The following is a 23,170-nucleotide window of genomic DNA, read 5'->3' as shown; positions in this document are numbered from 1 at the left end:
GGGCCGCCATAGGGCGGCCCGCCAGATCAATCCGAGTCGGTTTCAGACAGGTCCTACTGCGCCAACCCGCTTCCCTTGTCACGCTGCGCGGCCTGTTCCAGCTTGCCAGCCTCGGTCATGCGCTACTCCTCCATCGGTCGAATCCTCGGCGTGCTGCTGATGCTGTTCAGCGCCACGCACCTGCCGCCGCTGCTCGTGGACCTTCACTACGCCGAGCATTCCTGGCACCCCTTCGCCTCTTCGTTCCTGGTCACGCTGCTGACCGGCTTCGCCATCTGGTGGCCGTGCCGCCAGCACAAGCAGGACTTGCGCATCCGCGACGGCTACCTGGTGACGGCGCTGTTCTGGATCGTGCTGGGCTCGTTCGGCGCCTTGCCCTTCGCCCTGTCGGACGCGCCGCACATGGGCGTGGTCGACTCGCTGTTCGAATCCTTCTCCGGCCTGTCCACCACGGGTGCCACCGTGCTCACCGGGCTCGATACGCTGCCCCACGCGATCCTCTACTACCGCCAGCAGCTGCAATGGCTCGGCGGCATGGGCATCGTGGTGCTGGCGGTGGCAGTGATGCCGATGCTGGGCATCGGCGGCATGCAGCTGTACCGTGCGGAAATGCCCGGCCCGCTGAAGGAGCACAAGCTCTCGCCGCGTATCGCCGATACCGCCAAGACCCTGTGGTTCCTCTACTGCGGCCTGACCCTGGCCTGCGCGCTGGCCTACTGGACGGCCGGCATGAGCCTGTTCGACGCGGTCGGCCACAGTTTCTCCACCATCGCCATCGGTGGCTTTTCCACCCATGACGCGAGCATCGGCTACTTCGACAGCCCGTTGATCGAGCTGATCTGCATGACCTTCCTGGTGATCTCCGGGATCAACTTCAGCCTGCATTTTCTTGCCTGGCGCCAGCGCAGCCTGCATCACTACCTGAAGGACACCGAGTGCCGGGCCTACCTGGGCATCCTGCTGGTGCTGTTCCTGATCACCGCGACGACACTGATCCTCAAGCACCACTATGACTCGCCGCTGCAGGCGATCCGCTATGCCGCGTTCATGGTGATCTCGGTGGCGACCACCACCGGCTTCGGTCTCGCCGACTTCAGCAGTTGGCCGACCCTGTTGCCCTATCTGCTGCTGTACAGCACCTTCATTGGCGCCTGCGCCGGCTCCACCGGCGGCGGCATGAAGGTGATGCGCATGTTGCTGGTGTACCGCCAGGGCATGCGCGAATTCCTGCGCCTGCTGCATCCCAACGGAGTTTTCCTGGTGAAACTCGGGCGGCGCACCGTGCCCGACCGTGTGGTGGAATCGGTGTGGGCGTTCTTCTCGATCTACCTGCTGACCTTCGTCAGCCTGATGCTGGTGCTGCTGGCGTTGGGCGTGGACCAACTCACGGCGTTCTCCACGCTGGCCTCGTGCCTGAACAACCTGGGCCCCGCGCTGGGCGACGCAGCGGCACACTACGGCAACCTGCCGGGCAGCGCCAAGCTGGTGCTGAGCCTGGCGATGGTGCTGGGGCGGCTGGAGGTATTCTCCCTGCTGATCCTGCTGACGCCCGCCTTCTGGCGCGCATGAGGCACTGATCCTGGGGCAGAATGGCGACCTGCTGACGGAGGCTCGCCATGATCGATTCGCTGGAAAAAATGCTCGCCAAGGGCGTGGACAACCCGCTGCTGCGCTTCGGCCTGGGCAAGGGCTACCTGGACGCCGACGATGCCGTGAAGGCGGCCGAGCACCTGCGCCGCTGCGTGGAACAGGACCCCAAGTACTCTGCCGCCTGGAAGCTGCTGGGCAAGGCGCTGCAGGCCCAGGGCGACCTGGACGGCGCGCGCGCCGCCTGGACCGACGGACTGGCCGCCGCGCAGGCACACGGCGACAAGCAGGCGGAAAAGGAAATGACGGTCTTCCTGCGTAAGCTGGACAAGGCAAAGGGCTCGTAAGCGCCCTGTTTATCGCCACTTACCGACCTTGAAGGTTACGTAGGAGCGGACTCCGTCCGCGATCGCTTGCCGGCCGCTCCAAGCTGGCCGGTGGCACATCGCGGATGAATCCGCTCCTACGAAGAGCCGCTACAGCACGTCGTCCGCCACCGCATCCACCGCCGCCCTGGCGATGCCGACGATCTCGTCCGCCTCGGCGCGAGTGAGCACCAGCGGCGGGGCGAAGCCGAGGATGTCGCCGTGGGGCATGGCGCGAGCGATCATGCCGCGCTCCAGGCAGGCCGCCGAAACCTTCGGGCCGACCTTCAGCGCCGGGTCGAATGGCGTGCGCGCCTCGCGGTCAGCCATGAACTCCAGCGCCGCCAGCATGCCGTCGCCGCGCACCTCGCCCACCAACGGATGCCCCTCGAAGGTCTGGCGCAGCTGCTGATTGAGGTAGCCGCCAACTTCCGCCGCATTGGCGGTGATGTTTTCCCGTTCGAGGATGTTCAGGTTGGCCAGTGCCGCCGCCGCACAGATCGGGTGGCCGGAGTAGGTCCAGCCGTGGCCCATGGCGCCTTCGCGGCTGGAGGCGCTGTCGATCACGTCCCACACCTTCTCGCCGACGATCACCGCCGACAGCGGCGCGTAGGCGCTGGTCAGGCCCTTGGCGGTGGTGATCAGGTCCGGGCGCATGCCGTAACGCTGGCTGCCCATCTTGTCGCCCACGCGACCAAAGGCGCAGACCACCTCGTCCGCAATCAGCAGCACGTCGTACTTCGCCAGCACCGCCTGGATCGCCTCCCAGTAGCCCTTGGGCGGGACGATGATACCGCCGGTGCCCATCACCGGTTCGCCGATGAAGGCGGCCACGGTGTCCGGGCCTTCGGCGAGGATCAGGTTTTCCAGCTCCTGGGCGCAGTGGCGCACGAAGCTCGCTTCGTCCATGCCGGCCGGGGCCTTGTAGAAGTGCGGGCAGAGGGTGTGCTTGACGCCTTCCACCGGCAGGTCGAAGTGCTGGTGGAAGCTCGCGAGCCCCGTGAGGCTGCCGGTGACGATGCCCGAGCCGTGGTATCCGCGTTGGCGGGAGATGATCTTTTTCTTCTGCGGCCGGCCCAGCACGTTGTTGTAGTAGCGCACCAGCTTGACCTGGGTTTCGTTGGCATCGGAGCCGGAGAGGCCGTAGTAGACCTTCTTCATGCCCGCCGGCGCCCAGTCGCGGATGATCCGCGCGGACAGTTCGATGATCGCCTCGGAGGAGTGGCCCACGTAGGTGTGGTAGTAGGCCAGCTGCGTGGCCTGTGCATGGATGGCATCGGCCACTTCGGTGCGGCCGTAGCCGATGTTCACGCAGTAGAGGCCGGCGAAGGCGTCCAGCAGCTCGCGGCCCTGGTGGTCACGGATGCGCACGCCGGAAGCACCGGTGATGATTCGCCCCGGCAGCGCGCCGCTGGCGTGATCGTGGGCGTGGGTCGAGGGGTGCATGAAGTGCGCGCGGTCGTCTTCGAAGAGCTTGGCGTATTCAGTCATGGCGGTGGTCTCCCGGTCAGATGGTGCCGTGGTGCAAGGCGAAGTACTTGGTTTCGACGAAGGGTTCGAAGCCCTCGCTGCCGCCCTCGCGGCCCAGGCCCGAGGCCTTCATGCCGCCAAAGGGAATGGGGTGGCCGGTGAACTTGGCGCCGTTGACCGCCACCATGGCGAATTCCAGGCGCCGCATCAGCGGCCAGAGGTGATCCAGGCGTTGCCCACACAGGTAGGCGGCCAGGCCGTACTCGGTGTCGTTGGCCTGCCGGACGGCTTCGTCGAGGTCGTCGTACGCGCTGACGCCGGCAATCGGTGCGAAGTTTTCCTCGCGCCAGATGCGCATCTGCGGGGTGACGTCGGCCAGCACCGTCGGTTGGTGGAACCAGCCGCCGAGCGCATGGGGTTCGCCGCCGGCGAGCAGGCGCGCGCCCTGGGCGATGGCGTCCTGCACACGCTCGCAGGTGACGTCGAAGGCGCCCTGGTGCATCAGCGGGCCGATCTGGCTGCGCGAGTCGCTGGCCGGGCCGACGCGCAGTTCACGCACGGCGCGGGCAAAGCGCTGAAGGAAGGGTTCGTAGAGTTCGCGGGCGACCAGGATGCGGTTGGCCGCGCAGCAGTCCTGCCCGGAGGTCTGGAACTTGGCATCGATGGCGAACTTCACCGCCTGTTCCAGATCGGCATCGGGCAGCACGATGAAGGGCGCGTTGCCGCCCAGTTCCAGGGCGACTTTCTTCACGTCCTGGGCGGCCGCTTGCAGTACAAGTTTCCCCACGCGGGTCGAGCCGGTGAAGCTCACGGCACGCACGCGGCTATCGCCGACCAGGGTTTCCATGGCCATCTGCGGCTCGCCAAGCACGACGTTGAAGACACCGGCAGGGAAGCCGGCTTCTTCGGCCAGTTGCGCCAGGGCGAAGGCGGAGTAGGGCGTTTCGTGGGCCGGCTTGACCACCACGGTGCAGCCGGCGGCCAACGCGGCGGCGGCCTTGCGGGTGATCATCGCCGAAGGGAAGTTCCACGGTGTCAGCAGGGCGGCGACGCCGACCGGCTCGACCACCGTACCCAGGTGCGCGCCGGGGATGTGGCTGGGGATGTTGCGGCCGTTCAGCCGCCGCGCCTCCTCGGCGAACCAGGGAATGAAGCTGGCGGCATAGTCGATCTCGCCGAGGGCCTCGGCCAGCGGCTTGCCCTGCTCCAGGCTGAGAATCTGCGCCAGGTCCTCGCGGTGCTGGCGAATCAGCTCGGCCCAGCGGCGCAACAGCGCGCCCCGGTCATCCAGGCTGCGCGCGCGCCAGGCAGGGAAGGCAGCAGCGGCGGCGTCGATGGCACTCACGATCTGCTCGCGGTCGAGCAGCGGCACGTGGCCGATGGCTTCACGGGTGGCGGGGTTGTCGACGGCGATGCTGGTGCCGCTCGCACTGTGCAGCCAGTGGCCATTCACATAGCAGAGCGACTTGAACAGCAGGGGATGGGCAAAGGGCATGGCGGCAGCTCCCGGTCGGTTGGCATGGAGACCATGCTAGGGGCCAGGAGCGCGCGGTTTTTTCCTAAGCGGGGGATGGCGGCGGCAAATCTTTTCGCAGTTGTGCCGCCGCTGTTGGTTTTTTCCGGTGGCGTCAGACGACGGCGGGTTGGCGCCGCATATTGCGGGTGATGGCGCTGAGGAGCATGCCGTAGAGCGGTACGAAGAGCATCAACATGACTGCCAGCTTCACCCCGTAGTCGACCCAGGCGATCTCCACCCAGTGCTCGGCCATGAAGGCGTTGTCGCTGTGCCAGAAGGCGATGGAGAAGAAGGTGAAGGTGTCCAGCAGGTTGCCGAACAGGGTCGAAACCACCGGGGCGATCCACCACTGGCGCATGCGCCGCAGGCGGTCGAAGACCTGGATGTCGAGGATCTGGCCGAACACATAGGCGAGGAAGCTGGCCAGGGAGATCCGCGCGACGAAGGTGTTGAATTCGCCGAGGGAGGCGAAGCCTCTGAAGGCACCTTCCTGGAAGATCACCGAGATCACGTAGGAGGCCAGCAGCGCGGGGATCATCACCCGCGCGATGACCAGCCGCGCCGGGCGCTTGCCGAGCAGGCGGACGGTGAGGTCGGTGGCCAGGAAGATGAACGGGAAGCTGAACGCGCCCCAGGTGGTGTGCCAGCCAAAGAGGGTCATTGGCAGCTGCACCAGGTAGTTGCTGGCGATGATGATCAGGATGTGGAACGCGACCAGACCGGCGAGTGCGCCGCGCCGTGCCGCCGGAAGGGATGCCGACATGCTCAGGGCCTTTTTCGTCGATGGGGTGAGGGAACCCATGCCCGGCACCCTGCCGAGCGGCGCGCAGTGTATACGATCCGGACCCAGAAGTCAGGTTTTATTGCGCAAAATTTGTTCAACCGCCGACGAGCGTTTATGTAGGAGCGAGCTTGCTCGCGAACCCGCGCGGCACCGACGCCACCGGGAAATCTGTTCGCGAACAAACTCGCTCCTACAAAGAGCCGCATGAGTTTCCGCCGGATAGATAACGGCGGATAACCTGTTCCAGGTTATTCGCCCTACGCAGAACCCGGCTCCAGCGCTTCTGCCGGAATTGCCGCCTCTTGCGTCTTGATCACTTTGGTGACGATGTAGGTGAAATACCGCTCGATCCCTACGTCATCCAGCAACAACTGGTCGATGAAGCGCTGGTAGTGGTCGATGTCGCGCGCCTGGATCATTGCGATGTAGTCCACCCCGCCGCCGGTGGCGTAGCAGAAGCCTACTTCCGGCGCCTGTTGCAGGCGCTGCTCGAAGCGCTTCATGTCCTGCGCGGTGTGCCGCGCCAGGGTGATTTCCACCAGCACCTGCTGCTGTTTGAACAGCGCCGACCAATCGATCTGCGCGCGGTAGCCCTTGATCAGCCCGGCCTCCTCCAGCTTGCGCACGCGCTCCCAGGCCGGGCTGACCGAGAGGTTGATCGCCTCGGCCAGGCTCGACTTGGTGATGCGCCCATCGCCGGCGAGGATGCGCAGGATCTTCAGGTCATAGCGGTCGAGCTTGATCATGACGGGCTCCCGTTCAGTCCAGTACCTCGGCGACCACGGCGAGGGTGTCGCCGCTCTGCACCAGGCCGGGGAAATGCCGTGCGGCGAGGATGCCGCTGCGTTTGGCGCGGTATTCCACCGGCGCTGCGCCAGTGCGCAGCACCTCGTGCACCCGAGCCAGTACGTCGCCGCGCTCCACTCGCTCGCCCAGGTCGCGGCACATTTCCAGCAGACCGCCATGCTGGCTGGCGACGAAGCAGTCGCCATCGGGCATGTCGAGCATCACCGACTTCGCCGGCTCGATTTCACCGCGCAGGATACCGGCCTGCACCAGTACGTTGCGCACGCCGCGCCGGGCGATGGCCACGCTGCGCGCGCTGCTGCTGCCACCGCCGCCCAGTTCGGTGGTGACGAACAGCTTGCCCTGCTCCTCGGCCGCCGTGTCGTACATGCCCACCGCATCCAGCTCCAGCATGCGCATGGAATAGGGCGCGGCAAAGGCCCGCATCAGCGCCTCGCTGGCTTCCTGCTGGGCCTTGTCCGGCAGCACATGGCACGCCGCGAAGGGCAGGAAATCCAGCGTCCGGCCGCCAGAATGGATATCCAGCACCACGTCCGCCAGCGGCAGCAGGGTGCGCTGGAAGTAGTCGGCGATCTTCTGCGTCACCGTGCCGTCCGGGCGGCCGGGGAAGCTGCGGTTGAGGTTGCCGGCGTCAATCGGCGAGGTGCGCTTGCCGGCGAGGAACGCCGGGGTGTTCATGAACGGCACGATGATCACCCGGCCGCGCACGTCCTCGGGGCGCAGCTCCTGGGCCAGGCGGCTGAGCGCCACCGGGCCTTCGTACTCGTCGCCGTGGTTGCCGCCGGTGAGCAGCGCTGTGGGGCCGTTGCCGTTCTTCACCACGCACACCGGGATCATCACCGCGCCCCAGGCCGAATCGTCCCGCGAGTAGGGCAGCTTGAGGTGGCCGTGCTGCACGCCGTCACGCTGGAAATCGACGCTGGCGCAGATGGGGTTTTCGCGCAAAGGCTGTGTCATTGCCTCACTCCTTCACGAACAGCTGGCGCGGGTAGTCGCAGAAGGTCTCCACGCCGCGCTCGGTGATGAGGATGCTTTCGGTGATCTCCAGGCCCCAGTCGTCCATCCAGAGGCCGGGCATGAAGTGGAAGGTCATTCCCGCTTCGAGCACGCTGGTGTCGCTCGGGCGCAGGCTCATGGTGCGCTCGCCCCAGTCCGGCGGGTAGCTGATGCCGATGGGGTAGCCGCAGCGGCTGTCCTTGTGGATGCCGAATTTCTCCAGCACGCCGAAGAAGGCGCGGGCGATGTCGCCGGTGGTGTTGCCGGGTTTGGCCGCATCCAGCCCGGCGGCGATGCCTTCGACCACGGCCTTCTCCGCGTCGAGGAAGTGCTGCGGGGGCTTGCCGAGGAACACCGTACGCGACAGCGGACAGTGGTAGCGCTTGTAGCAGCCGGCAATCTCGAAGAAGGTGCCGGCGCCACGCTCGAACGGCGTGTCGTCCCAGGTCAGGTGCGGGGCGCTGGCATCGGCGCCGGTGGGCAGCAAAGGGACGATGGCCGGGTAGTCGCCGCCGTGGCCGTCGACGCCGAGGATGCCGGCACTGTAGATATCCGCCACCAGCTCGTTCTTGCGCATGCCCGGTTCGATGCACTCGACGATGTGCGCATGCATCCTTTCGACGATACGCGCGGCGACGCGCATGTACTCGATCTCGCGCGGCGATTTCACCGCGCGCTGCCAGTTCACCAGCGCGGTGGCGTCGACGAATGTCGCGTTCGGCAGGTTCGCCTGCAACGAGCGGAAGGCGGCGGCGCTGAAGTAGTAGTTGTCCATCTCAACGCCGATGGCCCGGTTCGCCCAGCCGCGCGCGGCGATGACCTCGCGGGACAGGTAGTCCATCGGGTGGCGCTCGGTGGACTGCACGTAGTGGTCGGGGTAGCCGACGATGTTGTCCGCCTGCATGAACACCGTGCGCCGCGCGCCGTTGGCGTCCTGGCCGCGGCCGAACCAGAGCGGCTCGCCGTCCAGCGCCAGCAGCACGCACTGATGCACGTAGAAGGACCAGCCATCGTAGCCGGTGAGCCAGGCCATGTTCGACGGGTCGGTGACCAGCAGCAGCTCGATGCCGCGCTGTTGCATGCTGGCGCGGACCTTGGCGATCCGCTGGGCATATTCCTCCCGGCTGAAAGGGAGGTTGACGACGATTTCGGACATGCGGAAATCCTCTTGGGGAAATTATTGTCGGGCGCCTTCGGGACAGCCAGAGACTTTTGGATCCCCTCACCCCAACCCTCTCCCAGAGGGAGAGGGCAGTGTCTGCCGGCTGACGCCAAGGCTTCATCCTGTGCCGATCGGTCCCCTCTCCCGCGTGCGGGAGAGGGTTAGGGTGAGGGCGCTGTTCCCGCGAAGCGGGACGATTTTTTCAGCTGCTGAAACGAAATCCCTTGCCCATCCGCTGCGCTCGCTGGAAGGCCAGGCCGGCGATGGCGGTGTCCTGCGCGCCGGTGCCGGTAAGGTCGCAGAGGGTGATGTCCTCGGCGCGTTCGCGGCCCTGGCGCAGCCCAGCGATGACCTGGCCGAGCTCGGCGAAGTCGGCGTCCCCGCCGACGGCACCGGCCTCCAGCGCATGGTGCAATTCGCCCAACACGCGGGTCTGGCTGAGGCGGTCGGCAACGTAGTTGTCCACCACTGCCAGGGCTTCGGCGGCGATCTCGTTCTTGTGCTCGGCGTCCGAGCCCATGGCAGTGATATGCAGACCGGGGCGCAGGTGATGTCTGCGGATCAGCGGCTCGCGGCTGGGTGTTGTGGTGATGGCGATGTCGGCGCCCTCCAGCGCTTCGTCGATGCTGGTGCAGGCGCTGACGGCAATGCCCAGGCTGGTGCTCAGCTCCTGCGCGCAATGCCGTGCTTTGTCGACGTCCCGCGCCCAGACGCTGGCCGCCTCGATGGGCCGCACCAGGCACAGTGCCTTGAGCTGCAGCCGCGCCTGTTCGCCAGCGCCGATCAGCGCGACCTGGCGCGAATCCTCGCGGGACAGCCATTTGGCCGCCACCGCGCCGGCACAGGCGGTGCGCACGGCGGTGAGGTAACCGTTGTCCAGCAGCAGCGCATCGAGCAGGCCGGTTTTCGAGGAGAGCAGCATCATCATGCCGTTGAGACTGGGCAGGCCGAGCTTGGGGTTGTCGAAGAAGCCGGGGCTGACCTTGATGGCGAAGCGCGGCAGGCCGGGCAGGTAGGCGGTCTTCACGTCCACTTCGCCGTTGTGCTCAGGCACGTCCAGGCGAAGGATCGGCGGCATCGCCACCGGCGCGGTGGCGAGCAGGCGGAAGGCCTGTTCGACCGCGTCGAGGCTCTCCCGGTCTATCGCCACGCAGGCGCGCAGATCGGCTTCGCTGAGCAGGGTGACGTCAGCCATGGGCGGTTTCCTCGAGGAGTTGCTGGTGTTGTTCGATGGCGATGTTGCGGCCGCTGACGATCACCACCACCGGGCCGACCGGGGCGATCAGGCCGTCCAGCAGCGCGGCGATGCCGACCGCGGCGGCGCCCTCCACCACCTGCCGTTCCTCGCGGTAGGCGTGACGGATACCGGCGGCAATGGAGTCTTCGTCGAGCAGGTGCAGCTGGTCGCAGTAGTCGCGGGCCAAGGCGAAGGTGTGGCGGTTGGCAAGGCCGATGCCACCGCCAAGGGAGTCGGCCAGGGTCGGCAGTTCTTCGACGTCCACCGGATGGCCGGCGGCAAGGCTGGCGGCCATGGCGGCGCCACGGCGCATGCTGATGCCGTGCAGGCGGATGCTCGGGTCGACGTGCTTGAGCGCCAGGGCCACGCCGCCGAACAGGCCGCCGCCGGACAGCGGTATCAGCACCTGGCGCACGTCCGGCAGCTGTTCGAGGATTTCCAGGCCGAGGGTGCCCTGGCCGGCGATGATCTGCGGGTGGTCGAAGGGCGGCAGCAGTACTGCACCGTGGTCGCGGGCGATGCGTTCGGCTTCTGCCTGGGCATCGTCCTGGCTATTGCCGACGATGCGTACTTCGGCGCCGAGTTCGCGGATCCCCTGGACCTTGTTCGCCGGCACCAACTGCGACAGGCAGATGGTCGCCGGCACGCCGAGCATACGGGCGGCATGGGCCAGCGCCCGGCCATGGTTGCCGGTGGAGGCGGCGACCACGCCCTGGGTCTTCTGCTCATCACTGAGCTGGGCAATCGCGTTGCTCGCGCCCCTCAGCTTGAAGCTGCCGGTGATCTGTTGCGATTCGAGCTTGAGGTACACCGGCGCACCGAGCAGGCGCGACAGGCTGGCCGAGTGCTCCAGTGGTGTCTGCCGCACCAGGCCCTGGATGCGCTGGCGGGCGCGGTACAGCTCGACGAGGGGAATCGGCTCCATCTCGGCCTCCGGGTATGCAGTTGGGCCGAGTGTAGGGGCGGGGAATTGTCGCGATGAATGTACTAGGACGATGTATTGATCAGAGGTGTTTTGCGTAGGAGCAACCGTCTTTCTCTGAAAATTCGTGCCTGAGATTCCCTCTCCCTAACCTCTCCCTGAAGGGAGAGGGGACCGTATGGTGCAGGTTGAAACCACAGTGTCAGCCGGCACGCTTTGACTTCCTCTCCCTTCAGGGAGAGGGCGGGGGAGAGGGCATGCCCCTGCGCGATACTTCAGGTAAGAGCGGAGCTTCTCCGCGAAGGTCGGCATGCGCGGTAAGATTCGCGGAAGGTTCGCTCCTACAGGGATGCGCCCTACGACGATAAACGCGAGCCCGGCAAGGGGCTCAGAAATCGTGGATCTTCGGGTACTGCCCGAACAGCTCTCGCATGTCCTCCAGCGCGGCGACCATGCGCTCGTCGCTGCACTCCGCGCCCATGCACAGGCGTATCGCACGCGGTCTTGGCGTGCCGCGCACCATGAAGGGATCGGGCGGCGTCACGGCGATGTGCCGGTGGCGCAGCTCGCGCACCAGGCTGTCCAGCTCCCAGTGCTCGGGGATGCCGATCCAGGCGCTCAAGGAATGCGGATCGCAGCCGCGCAGGTGCTCGCCCAGAAACTCGCGCACCAGGTTCTGGCGCTTTTCCAGCACGCGACGCTGCAAACCGATCAGCGCCTGGGCGTTGCCGTTGTGGATCCAGCGGCACGCCACCTCCGCCAGCAACGGCGTGGCCATCCAGCTGTTCACCCGCAGGATGCTTTCGGTACGCAGCGCCAGGCGGCGCGGCATGGCCAGGTAACCGATGCGCAGGCCGGTGAGCACGCTCTTGGTGAAGCTGGTGCAGTAGAACGACAGGTCCGGCAGGTAATGGCTGAGCGGAGGTGGGCGGCGCTCGCCGAGCAGCGGGCCGTAGACGTCGTCCTCGATCACATGCACGCCGTAACGCTGGGCGATGGCGGCGATTTCGCGGCGGCGCGTGTCGGGCATCAGGCAGGAAGTGGGATTGTTCAGGTTGGGCGTGCACACCAGCGCGGTGATGCGCTCGTTGGCGCAGAGGTCCTCGAAGTGCTCCGGGTCGATGCCTTCCTTGTCGATTTCAACGCCCTTGAGGGTGAAGCCGAGCACCTGGGAATTGCCGATCACGCCGTGGTCGGTGAGCTGTTCGCAGAGCACCACGTCGTCCGGCCCGGCGAGAGAGGCCAGAGCAAGGAAGATGCCGTGGGCCGCGCCATTGGTGATCAGCACATCGTCACGCTCGCGCTTGAGGCCCAGCTGCGCCAGCCATTTCACGCCGGCGTCGCGGTGCGCGTCGAAGCCGGCCACCGGGCGGCAGGCGCGCATCCACGGCTGGTCGGTCTCCTGCGCCAACTCGCGGCAACTGTCCTGCCACAGGCGGTCGTGCTCGCGGCTGTGGACGATGCTGGCAATGGAAAAGTCCACCAGCGCACGCTCGGGGTGGTCGACCATGTAGTGGGCCATGCCCTCGGTCATCCGCCGCGAAACGAAGCTGCCGCGACCGACCTCGCAACGCACCAGGCCCTGGCGTTCCAGTTCCTTGTAGGCGTTGGTCACGGTCTGCACGCTGATCGCCAGGCCATCGGCCACGTGGCGCTGCGGCGGCAGGCGCTGGCCGTCGCTCAGGCGGCCCTGCTCGATGTCTCCGGCAATGGCCTGCACGAGGGTCTTGTACTTGGATTCGCCGGCCCGCAGGTCGGCCAGGGCGCGACGCCAGGCTTCCATCTTCAGCGCTCCGTCTGGTCAGGCGTCCAGAGTGACGGACCCGCACACCGGCGGCAATTGTCCTAGTGCAATGTCGGCACTTCGACCCCTTTTGTATCCTCGGGTGCAGGACACCGAACCGCATTGTCAGGCCCGCGCAGAAAAAACCTTCGGCTGCGTTCATCGCGACGGTGGCTTTTTCCCGCCGCGGGGTTGTCGATCAGGAACAGCCGCAAGGCCCGCCGACTTAGTCTGGCGTCCAGCTGGTGTTTCCCGCCGGCGAGAGAACTTCGGAAGGCTCCACCGGGGCCCGACCTACAAGAACAACAGTCGTACGACATTGCTACCTGCCATCCATCGCCGCACGCCCACCGCGTTCGGCAAGCGAAGATCAGGAGATCCGAAGATGAGTACCGCCCCTGTTTTCCTGCGCCGCCTGAGCCTTGCCTGCACCCTCGCCGCCTGCGCGCTGGCCAGTGCCGGCAGTTACGCCGAGACCTCCCTCGAGCGCATCAAGAGCACCGGCACCGTGCGCATTGGCTACGCCAACGAAGCGCCATTCGCTTTTACCGAAACCTCCGGCAAGGTCACCGGTGAATCCCCGGAAATCGCCACGCAGATCTTCACGAAAATGGGTGTGAAGAAGATCGAGCCGGTGCTCACCGAATGGGGCGCGCTGATCCCTGGTCTGCGCGCCGGGCGCTTCGATGTGATCGCCGCCGGCATGTACATCACCCCGCCGCGCTGCCAGCAGGTGATCTTCACCGATCCGCACTATCAGATTCCCGACAGCTTGCTGGTGAAGAAGGGCAACCCGAAGAACCTGCACAGCTACGCCGACGTGAAGAACAACCCGGAGGTCAAGCTGGCGATCATGTCCGGCACCGCCGAGATGGGCTACGCCCGCGCCGAAGGCGTGGCGGAAGAGCAGATCGTCCAGGTGCCCGACACCACCGCGCAGCTGCAGGCCGTGCGCGCCGGCCGCGCCGACGCCAGCGTCGGCACTGCGCTGACCATGAAGGGCCTCGCGGCGAAGGGCGGCGATTCGGTGGAAGCCGTCACCGACTTCAAGGACGACCCTTCGCACATCGGTTATGGCGCCCTGGCCTTCCGTCCCGAAGACAAGGACCTGCGCGACGCGGTGAACCAGCAGCTCAAGGGCTGGCTGGGCGGCGCCGAGCACCTGGCAACAGTGAAACCGTTCGGCTTCGACACGTCCAACGTCACCGACAAGACCGCTGCCGAGCTTTGCAAACAGTGACCGTCACGGGCGCGCGCCTGCCCTAGGCCGCGCTCGGTCGGCCGTTCCGTGGAATCCGTCGTTACGGGATACGCACCATGGGTGAATTACTTCCTCTGCTGCTGGAGGGCGCCTGGATCACCGTCCAGGTGACCGTCTTCGGCTCCCTGCTGGCGGTTGCAGCCGCCATCATCGCCGCGCTCGGACGCCTCTCGCCGTGGCCGGCGGTGCGCTGGGTATCCATCGCCTACATCGAGCTGTTCCGCGGCACCTCGCTACTGGTGCAGTTGTTCTGGCTGTACTTCGTGCTGCCGCTGCCCCCTTTCAATCTTCAGATGAGCGCCTACAGCGTGGCGATCATCGGCCTGGGCCTGCACATCGGCGCCTATGGCGCCGAGGTGATGCGCGGCGCCATAGGCTCGGTGCCCAAGGGGCAGTATGAAGCGGCGCTGGCGCTGAACATGATGCCGCTGACGCGCTTCCGCCGGATCATCCTGCCGCAGGCGCTGCTCTGCGCGATTCCACCGGGCACCAACCTGCTGATCGAGTTGCTGAAGAACACCTCGCTGGTGTCGCTGATCACCCTGTCGGACCTGACCTTCCGCGCGCGCCAGCTGGACCAGGCGACCTTCGAGACCATGAAGATCTTCGCCCTCACCCTGGTGCTGTATTTCGTGATGGCCCAGGTCATCGTCTTCCTCATGCGGCGCCTGGAGCGCTGGCTGGGGCACGGCCGCATCCACGGAGGCCTGTGATGAAACTCTTCGATTGGGATTTCGCCTGGCAGATCCTGCCGCAACTGCTGCACGCCTCGCTGCGCACCATTGCCATTACCCTGGTGGGCTTCGCCCTGGCCGTGGTGCTCGGCCTGCTCTTCGCCATCGCCCGGCGCAGCCGGCACGCGTGGCTGTCTTGGCCGGCGGCCTGGCTGATCGAATTCATCCGCAGCACGCCGCTGCTGATCCAGGTGTACTTCCTGTTCTACGTGCTACCGCTCTACGGGCTGAGCATGACCGCGCTGGTGGCCGGCACCCTGGGTATCGCCCTGCACTACGCCTGCTACACCGCCGAGGTCTACCGCGCCGGCCTGGAGGCGGTGCCGCGCGGCCAGTGGGAGGCGGTCACTGCACTGAACTTCTCGCCCTTCAAGGCCTACCGCGAGGTGATCCTGCCCCAGGCCATCCGCCCGGTGCTGCCAGCACTGGGCAACTACCTGATCGCCATGTTCAAGGACACCCCGGTGCTCTCGGCGATCACGGTGGTGGAAATCATGCAGCAGGCGAAGAACATCGGTTCCGACAGCTTCCGCTACCTGGAACCGATCACCCTGGTCGGGGTGTTCTTCCTGCTCATCTCCATCAGCCTGGCCAGCGTCGTGCGCCAGGTGGAAAAACGCACGGCGCTGCCATGACTGATTCTTCCGGAGGAAAACCGATGACCGTTCACTCCCTGCAAGCTGCCGGGCCGATGGCCCCTCGTGTGGCCACCCAGGATGCGCCCGCAGCGCGCGCCCAGACCGTGCAACCCATGGTCAGCTTCCGCAACGTGTGCAAGAGCTACGGCAGTTTCAGCGTGCTCAAGGACCTCAATCTGGAAGTGGGCGCCAACGAGAAGGTCGCCATCATCGGCCCCAGCGGCTCGGGCAAGTCCACCCTGCTCCGCGCGCTGATGACCCTGGAGACCATCGACAGCGGCCTGATCGAAGTCGATGGCGAACCGCTGACCCATCTCAAGCGCAACGATTCGCTGGTGCGTGCGCCGGAAAGCCATGTGCGCAAGGTACGCAGCAAGATCGGCATGGTGTTCCAGTGCTTCAACCTGTTCCCGCACATGAGCGCGCTGCGCAATGTGATGGAGGCGCCGGTGCAGGTGCTCGGCATGCACCGTAATGAAGCCCGCGAGCGCGCGGTGGAACTGCTGGAAATGGTTGGCCTGGGCAGCAAGCTGGACCACTATCCCTCGCAGCTATCCGGCGGTCAGCAACAGCGCGTGGCCATCGCCCGCGCACTGGCGATGCGCCCCAAGGTGATGCTGTTCGACGAGGTGACCTCGGCGCTGGACCCGGAGCTGTGCGGCGAAGTGCTCAACGTCGTGCGCAAGCTGGGCGCCGAACACAACCTGACCATGCTCATGGTCACCCACCAGATGGGCTTCGCACGTGAATTCGCCGACCGTGTGTGCTTCTTCCACCAGGGCAACATCCTCGAGCAGGGCAGCCCGCAGCAGTTCTTCGGCAACCCGAAGCACGAGCGGACAAGGGCCTTCCTGAGTGCGGTGAACGAGGCTAATTAAGCCTGCACATCGGGAGGAAGCCATCTGCTCTTGTAGGAGCGGAGCTTCTCCGCGAAAAACGGTAAATGCGGAAGGATTTCGCGGAGAAGCTCCGCTCCTACGGAAACCTCAACCTCGCAGCCGGGTCTGTTCGCTAGCAAGGGCCGGGCGCCCCTCGGCCCTACGAAGAGCCGATTCCGGGAAGGTTTCTCAGGCGTTGCCGACGAAACGGAATCCCGCGCCCTCGGCGTCGGTGCGCATGACTTCCATCTCCAGGATCGGCGCATCGAAGGGCATGTCCTGCACCTGACCGGTAACCCGGGTACCGGCGGGCAGCGCGGCGAGCACTTCGTGGCGCACGTAGACACCGCCATCGGACAGATCACGGGTATGGCCGAACACATCGCCGAAGCTGGAATGGCTGACCTTGATCCGGCATTTCATCGGGGTACGCGGGTATTGCCTTTGGTTCGACATGAATGGCATCCGTCCTGAATGTCAGCGCACTAATGGGCCTCAAACCCATCGGTCAGGTCAAGCCAGCAGTTGCGCGAGCAGCCAGAGATTGGCGGCGCCGATGACGCAGAACAAGGTCCAGGCCAGTACGCGGGTGAACAGGCTGTTGACGAACTCGCCCATCAACGCGCGATCGCTGGTGAAGCGGATCAGCGGCCACAGCGCGAAGGGCAGTTGCAGGCTGAGCACCACCTGGCTGAGCACCAGCAGCTTGCCGATTGCCTTGTCGCCCAGCATCACCACGCCAATCAGCGCCGGGATCAACGCCAGCGCACGGGTGATCAGGCGGCGTTGCCAGCAGGGAATCTTCATCTGCAGGAAGCCTTCCATGATCACCTGCCCGGCGATGGTACCGGTGAAGGTGGAACTCTGCCCGGAGGCGAGCAACGCAACACCAAACAGGATCGCCGCCAGGCCAGTGCCCACCAGCGGTTCGAGCAGGCGGTAGGCGTCCTGAATTTCAGTGACGCCGGTATGGCCGGTCTCATGGAAGGCCGCGGCGGCGAGGATCAGGATGGCGGCGTTGATCAGCAGCGCGAGGCTCAGCGAGACCACGGTGTCGATGCGCGTCAGGCGGATCGCCGCGGCCTTGCCGTTACTGCCGCTGACCTGCCGTGTCTGCACGATGGAGGAGTGCAGGTAGAGGTTGTGCGGCATCACCGTGGCACCGAGGATGCCGATCGCCAGGTACAGCGGCTCGCGCTGGGTGACCGCATCCCAGCTGGGCAGGAAGCCGGCGGCAACGTCGGGCCAGTAGGGCTTGATGAGGATCAGCTCGACCAGGTAGCAGCCGCTGATGGTGACGATCAGGCCGAGCATGATCGCTTCCAGGTGGCGGAAGCGCTGGCCCTTCAAGCCAAGCACGATGAGCGTGTCGAAGGCGGTGAGGATCACGCCGGTGACCAGGTCGACGCCCAGCAACAGGTGGAAGGCGAGGGCGCAGCCGAGCACTTCGGCGAGATCCGTGGCGACGATCGAGAGTTCCGCCAGCAGCCATTGCAGGCGCGCACCGCCCAGGCTGTAGCGGCTGCGCGAGAGCTGCGCCAGGTCCTGGCCGGTGACGATGCCCAGGCGCATCGCCAGGCACTGCAGGACCATACCCGCGAGGCTGGACAGCAACACCACGAACAGCAACTGGTAGCCGAAGCCCGAGCCGGCTTCGATGGCGGTGGCCCAGTTGCCCGGGTCCATGTAGCCGATGGAGACCAGCAGGCCGGGGCCGGCGAACTGCAGGATGCGCTTCCACAAGGGCGCGCTGGCCGCGACCCGGATGCTGCCTTTGACTTCCGAGGGACAGAACGGCGCGGTGGCGGTGGTCGGCAGGCCGAGCATGGGAGTTATTCCTGGATTATGAGCAGACGACGCTGATGTATGGAAACAAAGCTGTTTCGGGAGCCGCCGGCAACACCGTCACGGATGGATTCAGTACCAGCGAGCCTCGCCCTCAGGCCGCTTCTTGAAGCGCTTCATGGTCCACATGTACTGACTGGGGTAGGCGCGCACGTACTTGGCCAGCTCGCGGCTGAGTGCGGCGACCGATACTTCCATGTCCTTGTCGTACATGTCCGCCGGCGCGGCTTCGAGGATCACCTTGTAGCCGCTGCCATCGGGCAGGCGCACGGCATGGAAGAACACACCCCGGGCCTTGCCGCGCGACAGCAGCGAGGGCACGAACTTGCTGGTCAGCGCCGTGGTGCCCAGGTAGGGCACGAACAGCCCCGAGCCCAGGTCCGGCTCCGGGTCGCAGGGAATGCCGACGCAGCCGCCGTTCTTCACTTCCTTGATCACGCTCTTGATGCCTTCGGGCGTCGAGGGCGCGACACGGTTGCCCAACTGCACGCGTTGCTTCTTCAGCAATTCATCCACCGCCTTGAGCTTGGGCGGGCGGTAGAAAATGATCGGCTTGGCATAGGAGCAGTAGAAGTGGTTGAGCACTTCCCAGTTGCCCAGGTGGCTGGTGATGCCGACCAGGCCGTCGCCGGAGGCCAGCGCGTCTTCCAGCACCTCCATGCCTTCCACTTCGCGGATGTACTGCAGCGACTTCTGCGGCGACCACATCCAGGCACAGGCGCTTTCGGTCAGCGTGCGGCCGATGTCCATCAGGCTCTGGCCCACCAGTTTCTCCAGCTCCGCCTCGGACAGCTCGGGGAAGCAGTGCGACAGGTTGATCCGCACGATCTCGCGGGACCGGTTGGGCAGCTTCCACATCAGCCAGCCGATACCGGCGCCCAATGCGCCCACCGCGCGCCACGGCAGCATGGCGAACAACCGCAGGAAGCCCACCACCAGTGCGCCCTTGAATTTCTCCACGGAAAACTCCTTCAAGCAGATGGCGGCCATTGTAGCCGCTCGCGCCGGCATTTCGGGCGCCATCGAGGCTCCACACAATCTCCACCCTGCGAGCACATTGCGCCCACGGCGCGCGCGCAACCTGCGGCCATTCGATCCACTGGCCCGGAGGCCCGCGATGCGTACCCCAACCTTCCTTGCACGGCTGTGCTGGCTGCTGCTGGCGATGAGCGCCAGCCTGGCGGCGCTGGCCGCTGACGACCGCACCTTGAATGACAGCGGCTCCAGCCCCTATTTCTTCGTCGAGAACGCCGACCCGGCGGTCGATCCGCTGCCGCTCAAGGCAACCCGCGTGGATGCCCGTGTGCTGGGCAACATCGCCGAAGTCACGGTGACCCAGGAGTACCGCAACCAGGGCAAGACGGCGCTGGAGGCGCGCTACGTGTTCCCTGCCTCGACCCGCGCCGCCGTCCACGGCATGACCGTGCACCTGGGCGAGCGCGTGATCCAGGCGCAGATCCGCGAGAAGCAGAGGGCCAAGGCCGAGTACCAGCAGGCCAAGCAGGACGGCAAGACCGCCGCGCTACTGGAGCAGGAGCGCGAGAACGTGTTCCAGATGAAGGTCGCCAACATCCTCCCCGGTGACGTGGTGCAGGTGGAGCTGCGCTACAGCGAGCTGCTGGTGCCCACCGACGGGAAATTCCAGTTCGTCTTCCCAACGGTGGTCGGGCCGCGCTACAACGGTCGCCATGAGTCCGGCAGCGGCCAGCAGCGGTGGATCGAGTCGCCGTACCTGCCGGCAGGGCAGCCATCGGCCACGAAATTCGCCCTGCAGGTCGAACTGCTGGCGCCGGTGCAGATCGGCGAGATCGCCTCGCCCTCCCATCCCCTGGCTATCCAGCGAGATGGCCAGCGCGCCACCGCTCGCGTAGCGGCCGACGACGACACCGCCGGCAACCGCGATTTCATCCTCGACTACCAGCTCGGTGGAGAGGTCGTTCAAAGCGGCCTGCTGCTCGCGCGCGGCGCGCAGGAGAATTTCTTCCTCGCCATGGTCGCGCCCCCGCGCGCACCGGATGCCCGACTCATCGTCCCGCGCGACTACGTCTTCATGGTCGATGTCTCCGGCTCCATGAACGGCTTCCCCCTGGACACCACCAGGACCCTGCTGCGTGACCTGATCGGCCGGCTGCGTCCCAGCGATACCTTCAACCTGCTGCTGTTCGCCGGCGACAATCGCAAGCTGGCCGACCGTTCGCTGGCCGCCACGCCCGAGAACATCCGGCTTGCCATCGACCTGCTGGACAGCCAGGTCGGCTCCGGTGGCACCGAGCTGATGCCGGCCCTGCGCGAAGCGCTGGCAATGCCGACGGACCCGGAACGTTCGCGCAGTTTCGTGGTGGTCACCGACGGCTATGTCACCATCGAGAGCAGCGCCTACAAGCTGGTGCGCGAGAACCTGAGCAAGGCCAATCTGTTTGCGTTCGGCATCGGCAGCGCGGTGAACCGCAGCCTGATCGAAGGCCTGGCGCGGGCAGGGCAGGGCGAGCCCTTCGTGGTGACCGATGATGTGCAGGCGAGCAAGGCGGCCCAGCGTTTCCGCCGGATGATCGACAGCCCGCTGCTCAAGGGCATCCAGACGCGCTTCGACGGCCTCGACGTCTACGACGTGGAACCGCTGCAGCTGCCCGATCTGTTCGCCAACCGCCCACTGGTGCTGTTCGGCAAGTGGAAGGGCGAGCCACGCGGTGAACTGCGCCTGGATGCCCACGCCGCCGACGGGCCGTTCCAGGTACGGCTGCCGATCAGCGCCGGCAACCTCACCGACAACAGCGGTGCGCTCGCTCACCTGTGGGCACGCCAACGCCTCGCCAGCCTGATGGATCAGGAAGCGCTGGACGGTGGTTTCGAGTTCAGCTCGCAGATCCTCGACCTCGGCCTCACCTACCAGCTGCTCACGCCCTACACCTCGTTCATCGCCGTCGACCAGCAGGTGCGCGATCCTGATCCCCAGGCGAGCCAGACAGTCGATCAACCGCTGCCGTTGCCCCAGGGCGTGAGCAACAACGCCATCGGCAGCACAGTGCCCGGTACGCCGGAGCCGGGCGTATGGGGCATGTTGGTGCTTGCTGCCCTGGGCGGCTGGTGGTGGCGGAGGAAGACCGCATGAACCGCCGCCTGCCCGGGTGGAGCTGGCTGCTGTTCGCCGCGCTGGCGGCCTGGCCGAGCTGGCTCTGGGCGGCGCGGCGCCTGGGCGATGGCTCGGATGATCCGCTGGGAATCGTTGCGCTGGCGGCGCTCGGACTGCTGCTTTGGCGCGACCGCTCCAGCCTGCGCGCGCCACCGCGTCTGCGCTGGCTGGCGGTCGCCACAGTGCTGCTGATAGCCGGGGCGCACTGCCAGGCGTTCCTTCCACCGCTGCTGCGCGGACTGATCTCGGTGCTCGCCCTGCTGCTGGTGATCCTCAGCCTGCGCATCCCCGGTCAACCCTGGCTGGCGTGGCTGGGGCTGGGCGTGCTGTCGCTGCCGCTACTGTCTTCGCTGCAGTTCTTCGTCGGTTATCCGCTGCGAGTCATCACCGCCGAGGTCAGCGCCTGGCTGTTGCGCCTGGGCGACGGGTCGGTGGAACGGCAGGGCAGTGCGCTGCTGGTGGACGGCCAATGGGTGATGGTCGATGCGCCCTGCTCGGGCATCCAGATGGCCTGGGTCGGCTACTTCATCGCCTGTACGCTGGCGGCCTGGCAGCGCCTGCCGGACCGTCTGCTGCTGCGCCGCCTGCCGCTGGTGGGACTCCTGGTGCTGTGCGGCAATATCCTGCGCAACACGTTGCTGGTGTGGGGCGAGAGCGGCGCGAGCGGATTCCCCGGCTGGGCCCACGAGGCAGTCGGGTTGCTGGTGTTCGTCGGAGTCTGCGGGATGATTTTCCGGGTGGTCGGGCGGCGCGCCTTTGCGCTGCCAGCTTCGGTCGAAGCTGCGCTGCCTGGTGCTTCGGCGCGCTTCACCGGCAGCCTGCTTGGTGCCTTGTTGCTGGCGGCGCTATGGCCTTTCGTGGCGCCGGCTACCCTCGCGTCGGAGGCCAGTCGGCTCGCCCAGGAATGGCCGCTGCAGTTCGAAGGTCGCGCCTTGCGGCCGCTGGCGCTTTCGCCGGTGGAACAGCGCTTCGCCGAAGACTTTCCCGGCCAGCTTGGCCGCTTCACCGATGGCCAGCGCAGCATCGTCCTGCGCCAGGTGCTGCGGCCAACGCGCAAGCTGCACCCGGCGGAGGATTGCTTCCGCGCACTGGGCTATCGCATCGAGCAGACGCAACTGCGCGAGCGGGTAGGGGCGACAGGTTTGCAGCGCTGCTTCTTGGCCTCGCGCAACGGCGGACGCCTGCAGGTCTGCGATTACATCGAGGACGCTGCGGGCCAATCCTTCTCCGATACCTCGGCCTGGTACTGGTCTGCGCTGTCCGGCCGCTCCACCGGCCCATGGCAGGCCGTCACGCTGGCCAGCCCGCTGCCTTAGGCGCGGGTCAACTGGGTGTAGCGGTCGCAATCGACGGTATGGTCCATCACCATGCCAGTGGCCTGCATGAAGGCGTAGCAGATGGTCGGGCCAACGAAATTGAACCCGGCCTTGCGCAGGGCCTTGCTCATCGCCTCGGCCTCGGGTGTCACCGCCGGCACGTCGCCGTGCCCGTTGAAGTGGTTGACCTTGGGCTGGCCGCCGACGAAGGACCAGAGGAAGGCCACCGGGTCCTCGAGCTTCAGCCAGGCCTGGGCGTTCTGTCGCGCCGCCTTGAGCTTGGCAAGGTTGCGGATGATGCCCGGGTCCTGCATACGCTCCTCGATTTCCTCATCGGTCATGCGGGCCAGGCGCTCCGGATCGAAGCCGAACAGCACCTCGCGATAGCGCTCGCGCTTCTTCAGAACGGTGATCCACGACAGGCCGGCCTGGGCGCCCTCAAGGATGATCATCTCGAACAGCGCGCGGGCGTCCCGCTGCGGGACTCCCCATTCGGCATCATGGTAGGCGATGTACAGCGGGTCGTGGTTACACCAGGAGCAGCGGGGCATGGCGGTCGTCCTAGAAAACGGGAAGGCCCTGACTATAGACGCAGGACTGTACAAAAATACAGTCATAGGGCCGAATTTTCGTGCGTTGCCAGGGTGTAAACGGTCGCGCAAAAAACGCTGTAAAGCCCAAGCGGCAAGCGTCTTGCGGTATACTGCCGGGTTTTAGTCGCATATCCAGCACAGGTGAA

Annotated in this window: 21 protein-coding genes; 8 read left to right on the top strand and 13 right to left on the bottom strand. The window is 66.1% G+C overall.

Features of this window, described 5'->3' with window-relative positions; all coding sequences use genetic code 11:
* Positions 1 to 117: 117 nt before the first annotated feature.
* On the top strand, positions 118 to 1,569 hold the full coding sequence (locus C167_RS0113885) for a TrkH family potassium uptake protein (protein WP_017518879.1): 1,452 nt from the start codon (positions 118 to 120) through the stop codon (positions 1,567 to 1,569).
* 47 nt (positions 1,570 to 1,616) lie between these two features.
* Positions 1,617 to 1,934: a tetratricopeptide repeat protein gene (locus C167_RS0113880; protein WP_017518878.1), complete on the top strand. Its 318-nt coding sequence runs from the start codon at positions 1,617 to 1,619 to the stop codon at positions 1,932 to 1,934.
* Positions 1,935 to 2,063: 129 nt separating this feature from the next.
* Here the strand turns inward: C167_RS0113880 and C167_RS0113875 are convergent, their stop codons facing one another.
* The 9 genes from C167_RS0113875 to C167_RS0113835 all read right to left on the bottom strand — a co-directional run bounded on the left by C167_RS0113875 (position 2,064) and on the right by C167_RS0113835 (position 12,629).
* Positions 2,064 to 3,443 (bottom strand): aspartate aminotransferase family protein, encoded by a 1,380-nt coding sequence (locus tag C167_RS0113875; RefSeq protein WP_017518877.1) that lies wholly within the window; start codon positions 3,441 to 3,443, stop codon positions 2,064 to 2,066.
* 16 nt (positions 3,444 to 3,459) lie between these two features.
* Positions 3,460 to 4,917, bottom strand: coding sequence for an NAD-dependent succinate-semialdehyde dehydrogenase (locus C167_RS0113870; protein ID WP_017518876.1), 1,458 nt, complete (start codon positions 4,915 to 4,917; stop codon positions 3,460 to 3,462).
* Between the two features lie 133 nt (positions 4,918 to 5,050).
* Positions 5,051 to 5,701: a 7-cyano-7-deazaguanine/7-aminomethyl-7-deazaguanine transporter gene (locus tag C167_RS0113865; protein ID WP_017518875.1), complete on the bottom strand. Its 651-nt coding sequence runs from the start codon at positions 5,699 to 5,701 to the stop codon at positions 5,051 to 5,053.
* Between the two features lie 278 nt (positions 5,702 to 5,979).
* Positions 5,980 to 6,468, bottom strand: a complete 489-nt coding sequence (locus C167_RS0113860; RefSeq protein ID WP_017518874.1) for an Lrp/AsnC family transcriptional regulator — start codon at positions 6,466 to 6,468, stop codon at positions 5,980 to 5,982.
* A 13-nt stretch (positions 6,469 to 6,481) separates the two neighbouring features.
* Entirely contained in the window at positions 6,482 to 7,486 is a 1,005-nt protein-coding gene (doeB, locus tag C167_RS0113855; RefSeq protein ID WP_017518873.1) for a N(2)-acetyl-L-2,4-diaminobutanoate deacetylase DoeB, read from the bottom strand.
* Between the two features lie 4 nt (positions 7,487 to 7,490).
* Positions 7,491 to 8,681, bottom strand: a complete 1,191-nt coding sequence (gene doeA, locus C167_RS0113850) for an ectoine hydrolase DoeA (RefSeq protein WP_017518872.1) — start codon at positions 8,679 to 8,681, stop codon at positions 7,491 to 7,493.
* A 208-nt stretch (positions 8,682 to 8,889) separates the two neighbouring features.
* A complete protein-coding gene (locus C167_RS0113845) occupies positions 8,890 to 9,882 on the bottom strand; it encodes an ectoine utilization protein EutC (RefSeq protein WP_017518871.1) in 993 nt (330 codons plus the stop codon).
* Positions 9,875 to 10,849 carry a hydroxyectoine utilization dehydratase EutB gene (gene eutB / locus C167_RS0113840; protein WP_017518870.1) on the bottom strand — a complete coding sequence of 325 codons (975 nt, stop codon included), beginning with the start codon at positions 10,847 to 10,849 and terminating at the stop codon, positions 9,875 to 9,877. Before eutB ends, C167_RS0113845 begins: the two co-directional genes overlap by 8 nt.
* 385 nt (positions 10,850 to 11,234) lie before the next feature.
* Complete coding sequence (locus tag C167_RS0113835) at positions 11,235 to 12,629, bottom strand: PLP-dependent aminotransferase family protein (RefSeq protein ID WP_017518869.1); 1,395 nt, start codon at positions 12,627 to 12,629, stop codon at positions 11,235 to 11,237.
* 385 nt (positions 12,630 to 13,014) lie between these two features.
* On the opposite strand from C167_RS0113835, the gene ehuB reads away from it, so the two are divergent.
* From ehuB to ehuA, 4 genes are all read left to right on the top strand, one after another.
* Complete coding sequence (gene ehuB / locus C167_RS0113830) at positions 13,015 to 13,869, top strand: ectoine/hydroxyectoine ABC transporter substrate-binding protein EhuB (protein WP_017518868.1); 855 nt, start codon at positions 13,015 to 13,017, stop codon at positions 13,867 to 13,869.
* A gap of 77 nt (positions 13,870 to 13,946) precedes the next feature.
* Positions 13,947 to 14,603: an ectoine/hydroxyectoine ABC transporter permease subunit EhuC gene (gene ehuC / locus C167_RS0113825; protein WP_017518867.1), complete on the top strand. Its 657-nt coding sequence runs from the start codon at positions 13,947 to 13,949 to the stop codon at positions 14,601 to 14,603.
* Positions 14,603 to 15,259: an ectoine/hydroxyectoine ABC transporter permease subunit EhuD gene (gene ehuD, locus C167_RS0113820; protein ID WP_017518866.1), complete on the top strand. Its 657-nt coding sequence runs from the start codon at positions 14,603 to 14,605 to the stop codon at positions 15,257 to 15,259. The genes ehuC and ehuD overlap by 1 nt, the downstream gene beginning before the upstream one ends.
* A gap of 23 nt (positions 15,260 to 15,282) precedes the next feature.
* Entirely contained in the window at positions 15,283 to 16,140 is an 858-nt protein-coding gene (gene ehuA / locus C167_RS0113815; RefSeq protein WP_017518865.1) for an ectoine/hydroxyectoine ABC transporter ATP-binding protein EhuA, read from the top strand.
* Positions 16,141 to 16,329: 189 nt separating this feature from the next.
* Here ehuA and C167_RS0113810 read toward each other — a convergent pair whose 3' ends face one another.
* From C167_RS0113810 to C167_RS0113800, 3 genes are all read right to left on the bottom strand, one after another.
* On the bottom strand, positions 16,330 to 16,596 hold the full coding sequence (locus C167_RS0113810; protein ID WP_026079032.1) for a PilZ domain-containing protein: 267 nt from the start codon (positions 16,594 to 16,596) through the stop codon (positions 16,330 to 16,332).
* Between the two features lie 57 nt (positions 16,597 to 16,653).
* Complete coding sequence (locus tag C167_RS0113805; protein ID WP_017518863.1) at positions 16,654 to 17,967, bottom strand: Nramp family divalent metal transporter; 1,314 nt, start codon at positions 17,965 to 17,967, stop codon at positions 16,654 to 16,656.
* A gap of 90 nt (positions 17,968 to 18,057) precedes the next feature.
* Positions 18,058 to 18,945, bottom strand: coding sequence for a lysophospholipid acyltransferase (locus C167_RS0113800; RefSeq protein ID WP_026079031.1), 888 nt, complete (start codon positions 18,943 to 18,945; stop codon positions 18,058 to 18,060).
* A gap of 157 nt (positions 18,946 to 19,102) precedes the next feature.
* On the opposite strand from C167_RS0113800, the gene C167_RS0113795 reads away from it, so the two are divergent.
* Both C167_RS0113795 and xrtQ read left to right on the top strand, forming a co-directional pair.
* Positions 19,103 to 21,094, top strand: coding sequence for a VIT domain-containing protein (locus C167_RS0113795; RefSeq protein WP_017518861.1), 1,992 nt, complete (start codon positions 19,103 to 19,105; stop codon positions 21,092 to 21,094).
* Positions 21,091 to 22,431, top strand: coding sequence for an exosortase Q (gene xrtQ / locus C167_RS33710; protein ID WP_017518860.1), 1,341 nt, complete (start codon positions 21,091 to 21,093; stop codon positions 22,429 to 22,431). The genes C167_RS0113795 and xrtQ overlap by 4 nt, the downstream gene beginning before the upstream one ends.
* On the opposite strand, the gene C167_RS0113780 is transcribed toward xrtQ, so the two are convergent.
* On the bottom strand, positions 22,428 to 22,982 hold the full coding sequence (locus tag C167_RS0113780; RefSeq protein WP_017518859.1) for a DNA-3-methyladenine glycosylase I: 555 nt from the start codon (positions 22,980 to 22,982) through the stop codon (positions 22,428 to 22,430). The two genes, xrtQ and C167_RS0113780, sit on opposite strands and share 4 nt — an antisense overlap.
* Between the last annotated feature and the right edge of the window lie 188 nt (positions 22,983 to 23,170).

It is taken from the genome of Pseudomonas nitroreducens TX1, assembly GCF_000313755.1.
GTDB classification, from domain to species: Bacteria; Pseudomonadota; Gammaproteobacteria; order Pseudomonadales; family Pseudomonadaceae; genus Pseudomonas; species Pseudomonas nitroreducens_A.
This window is presented reverse-complemented; position numbering and strand designations above follow the sequence as displayed.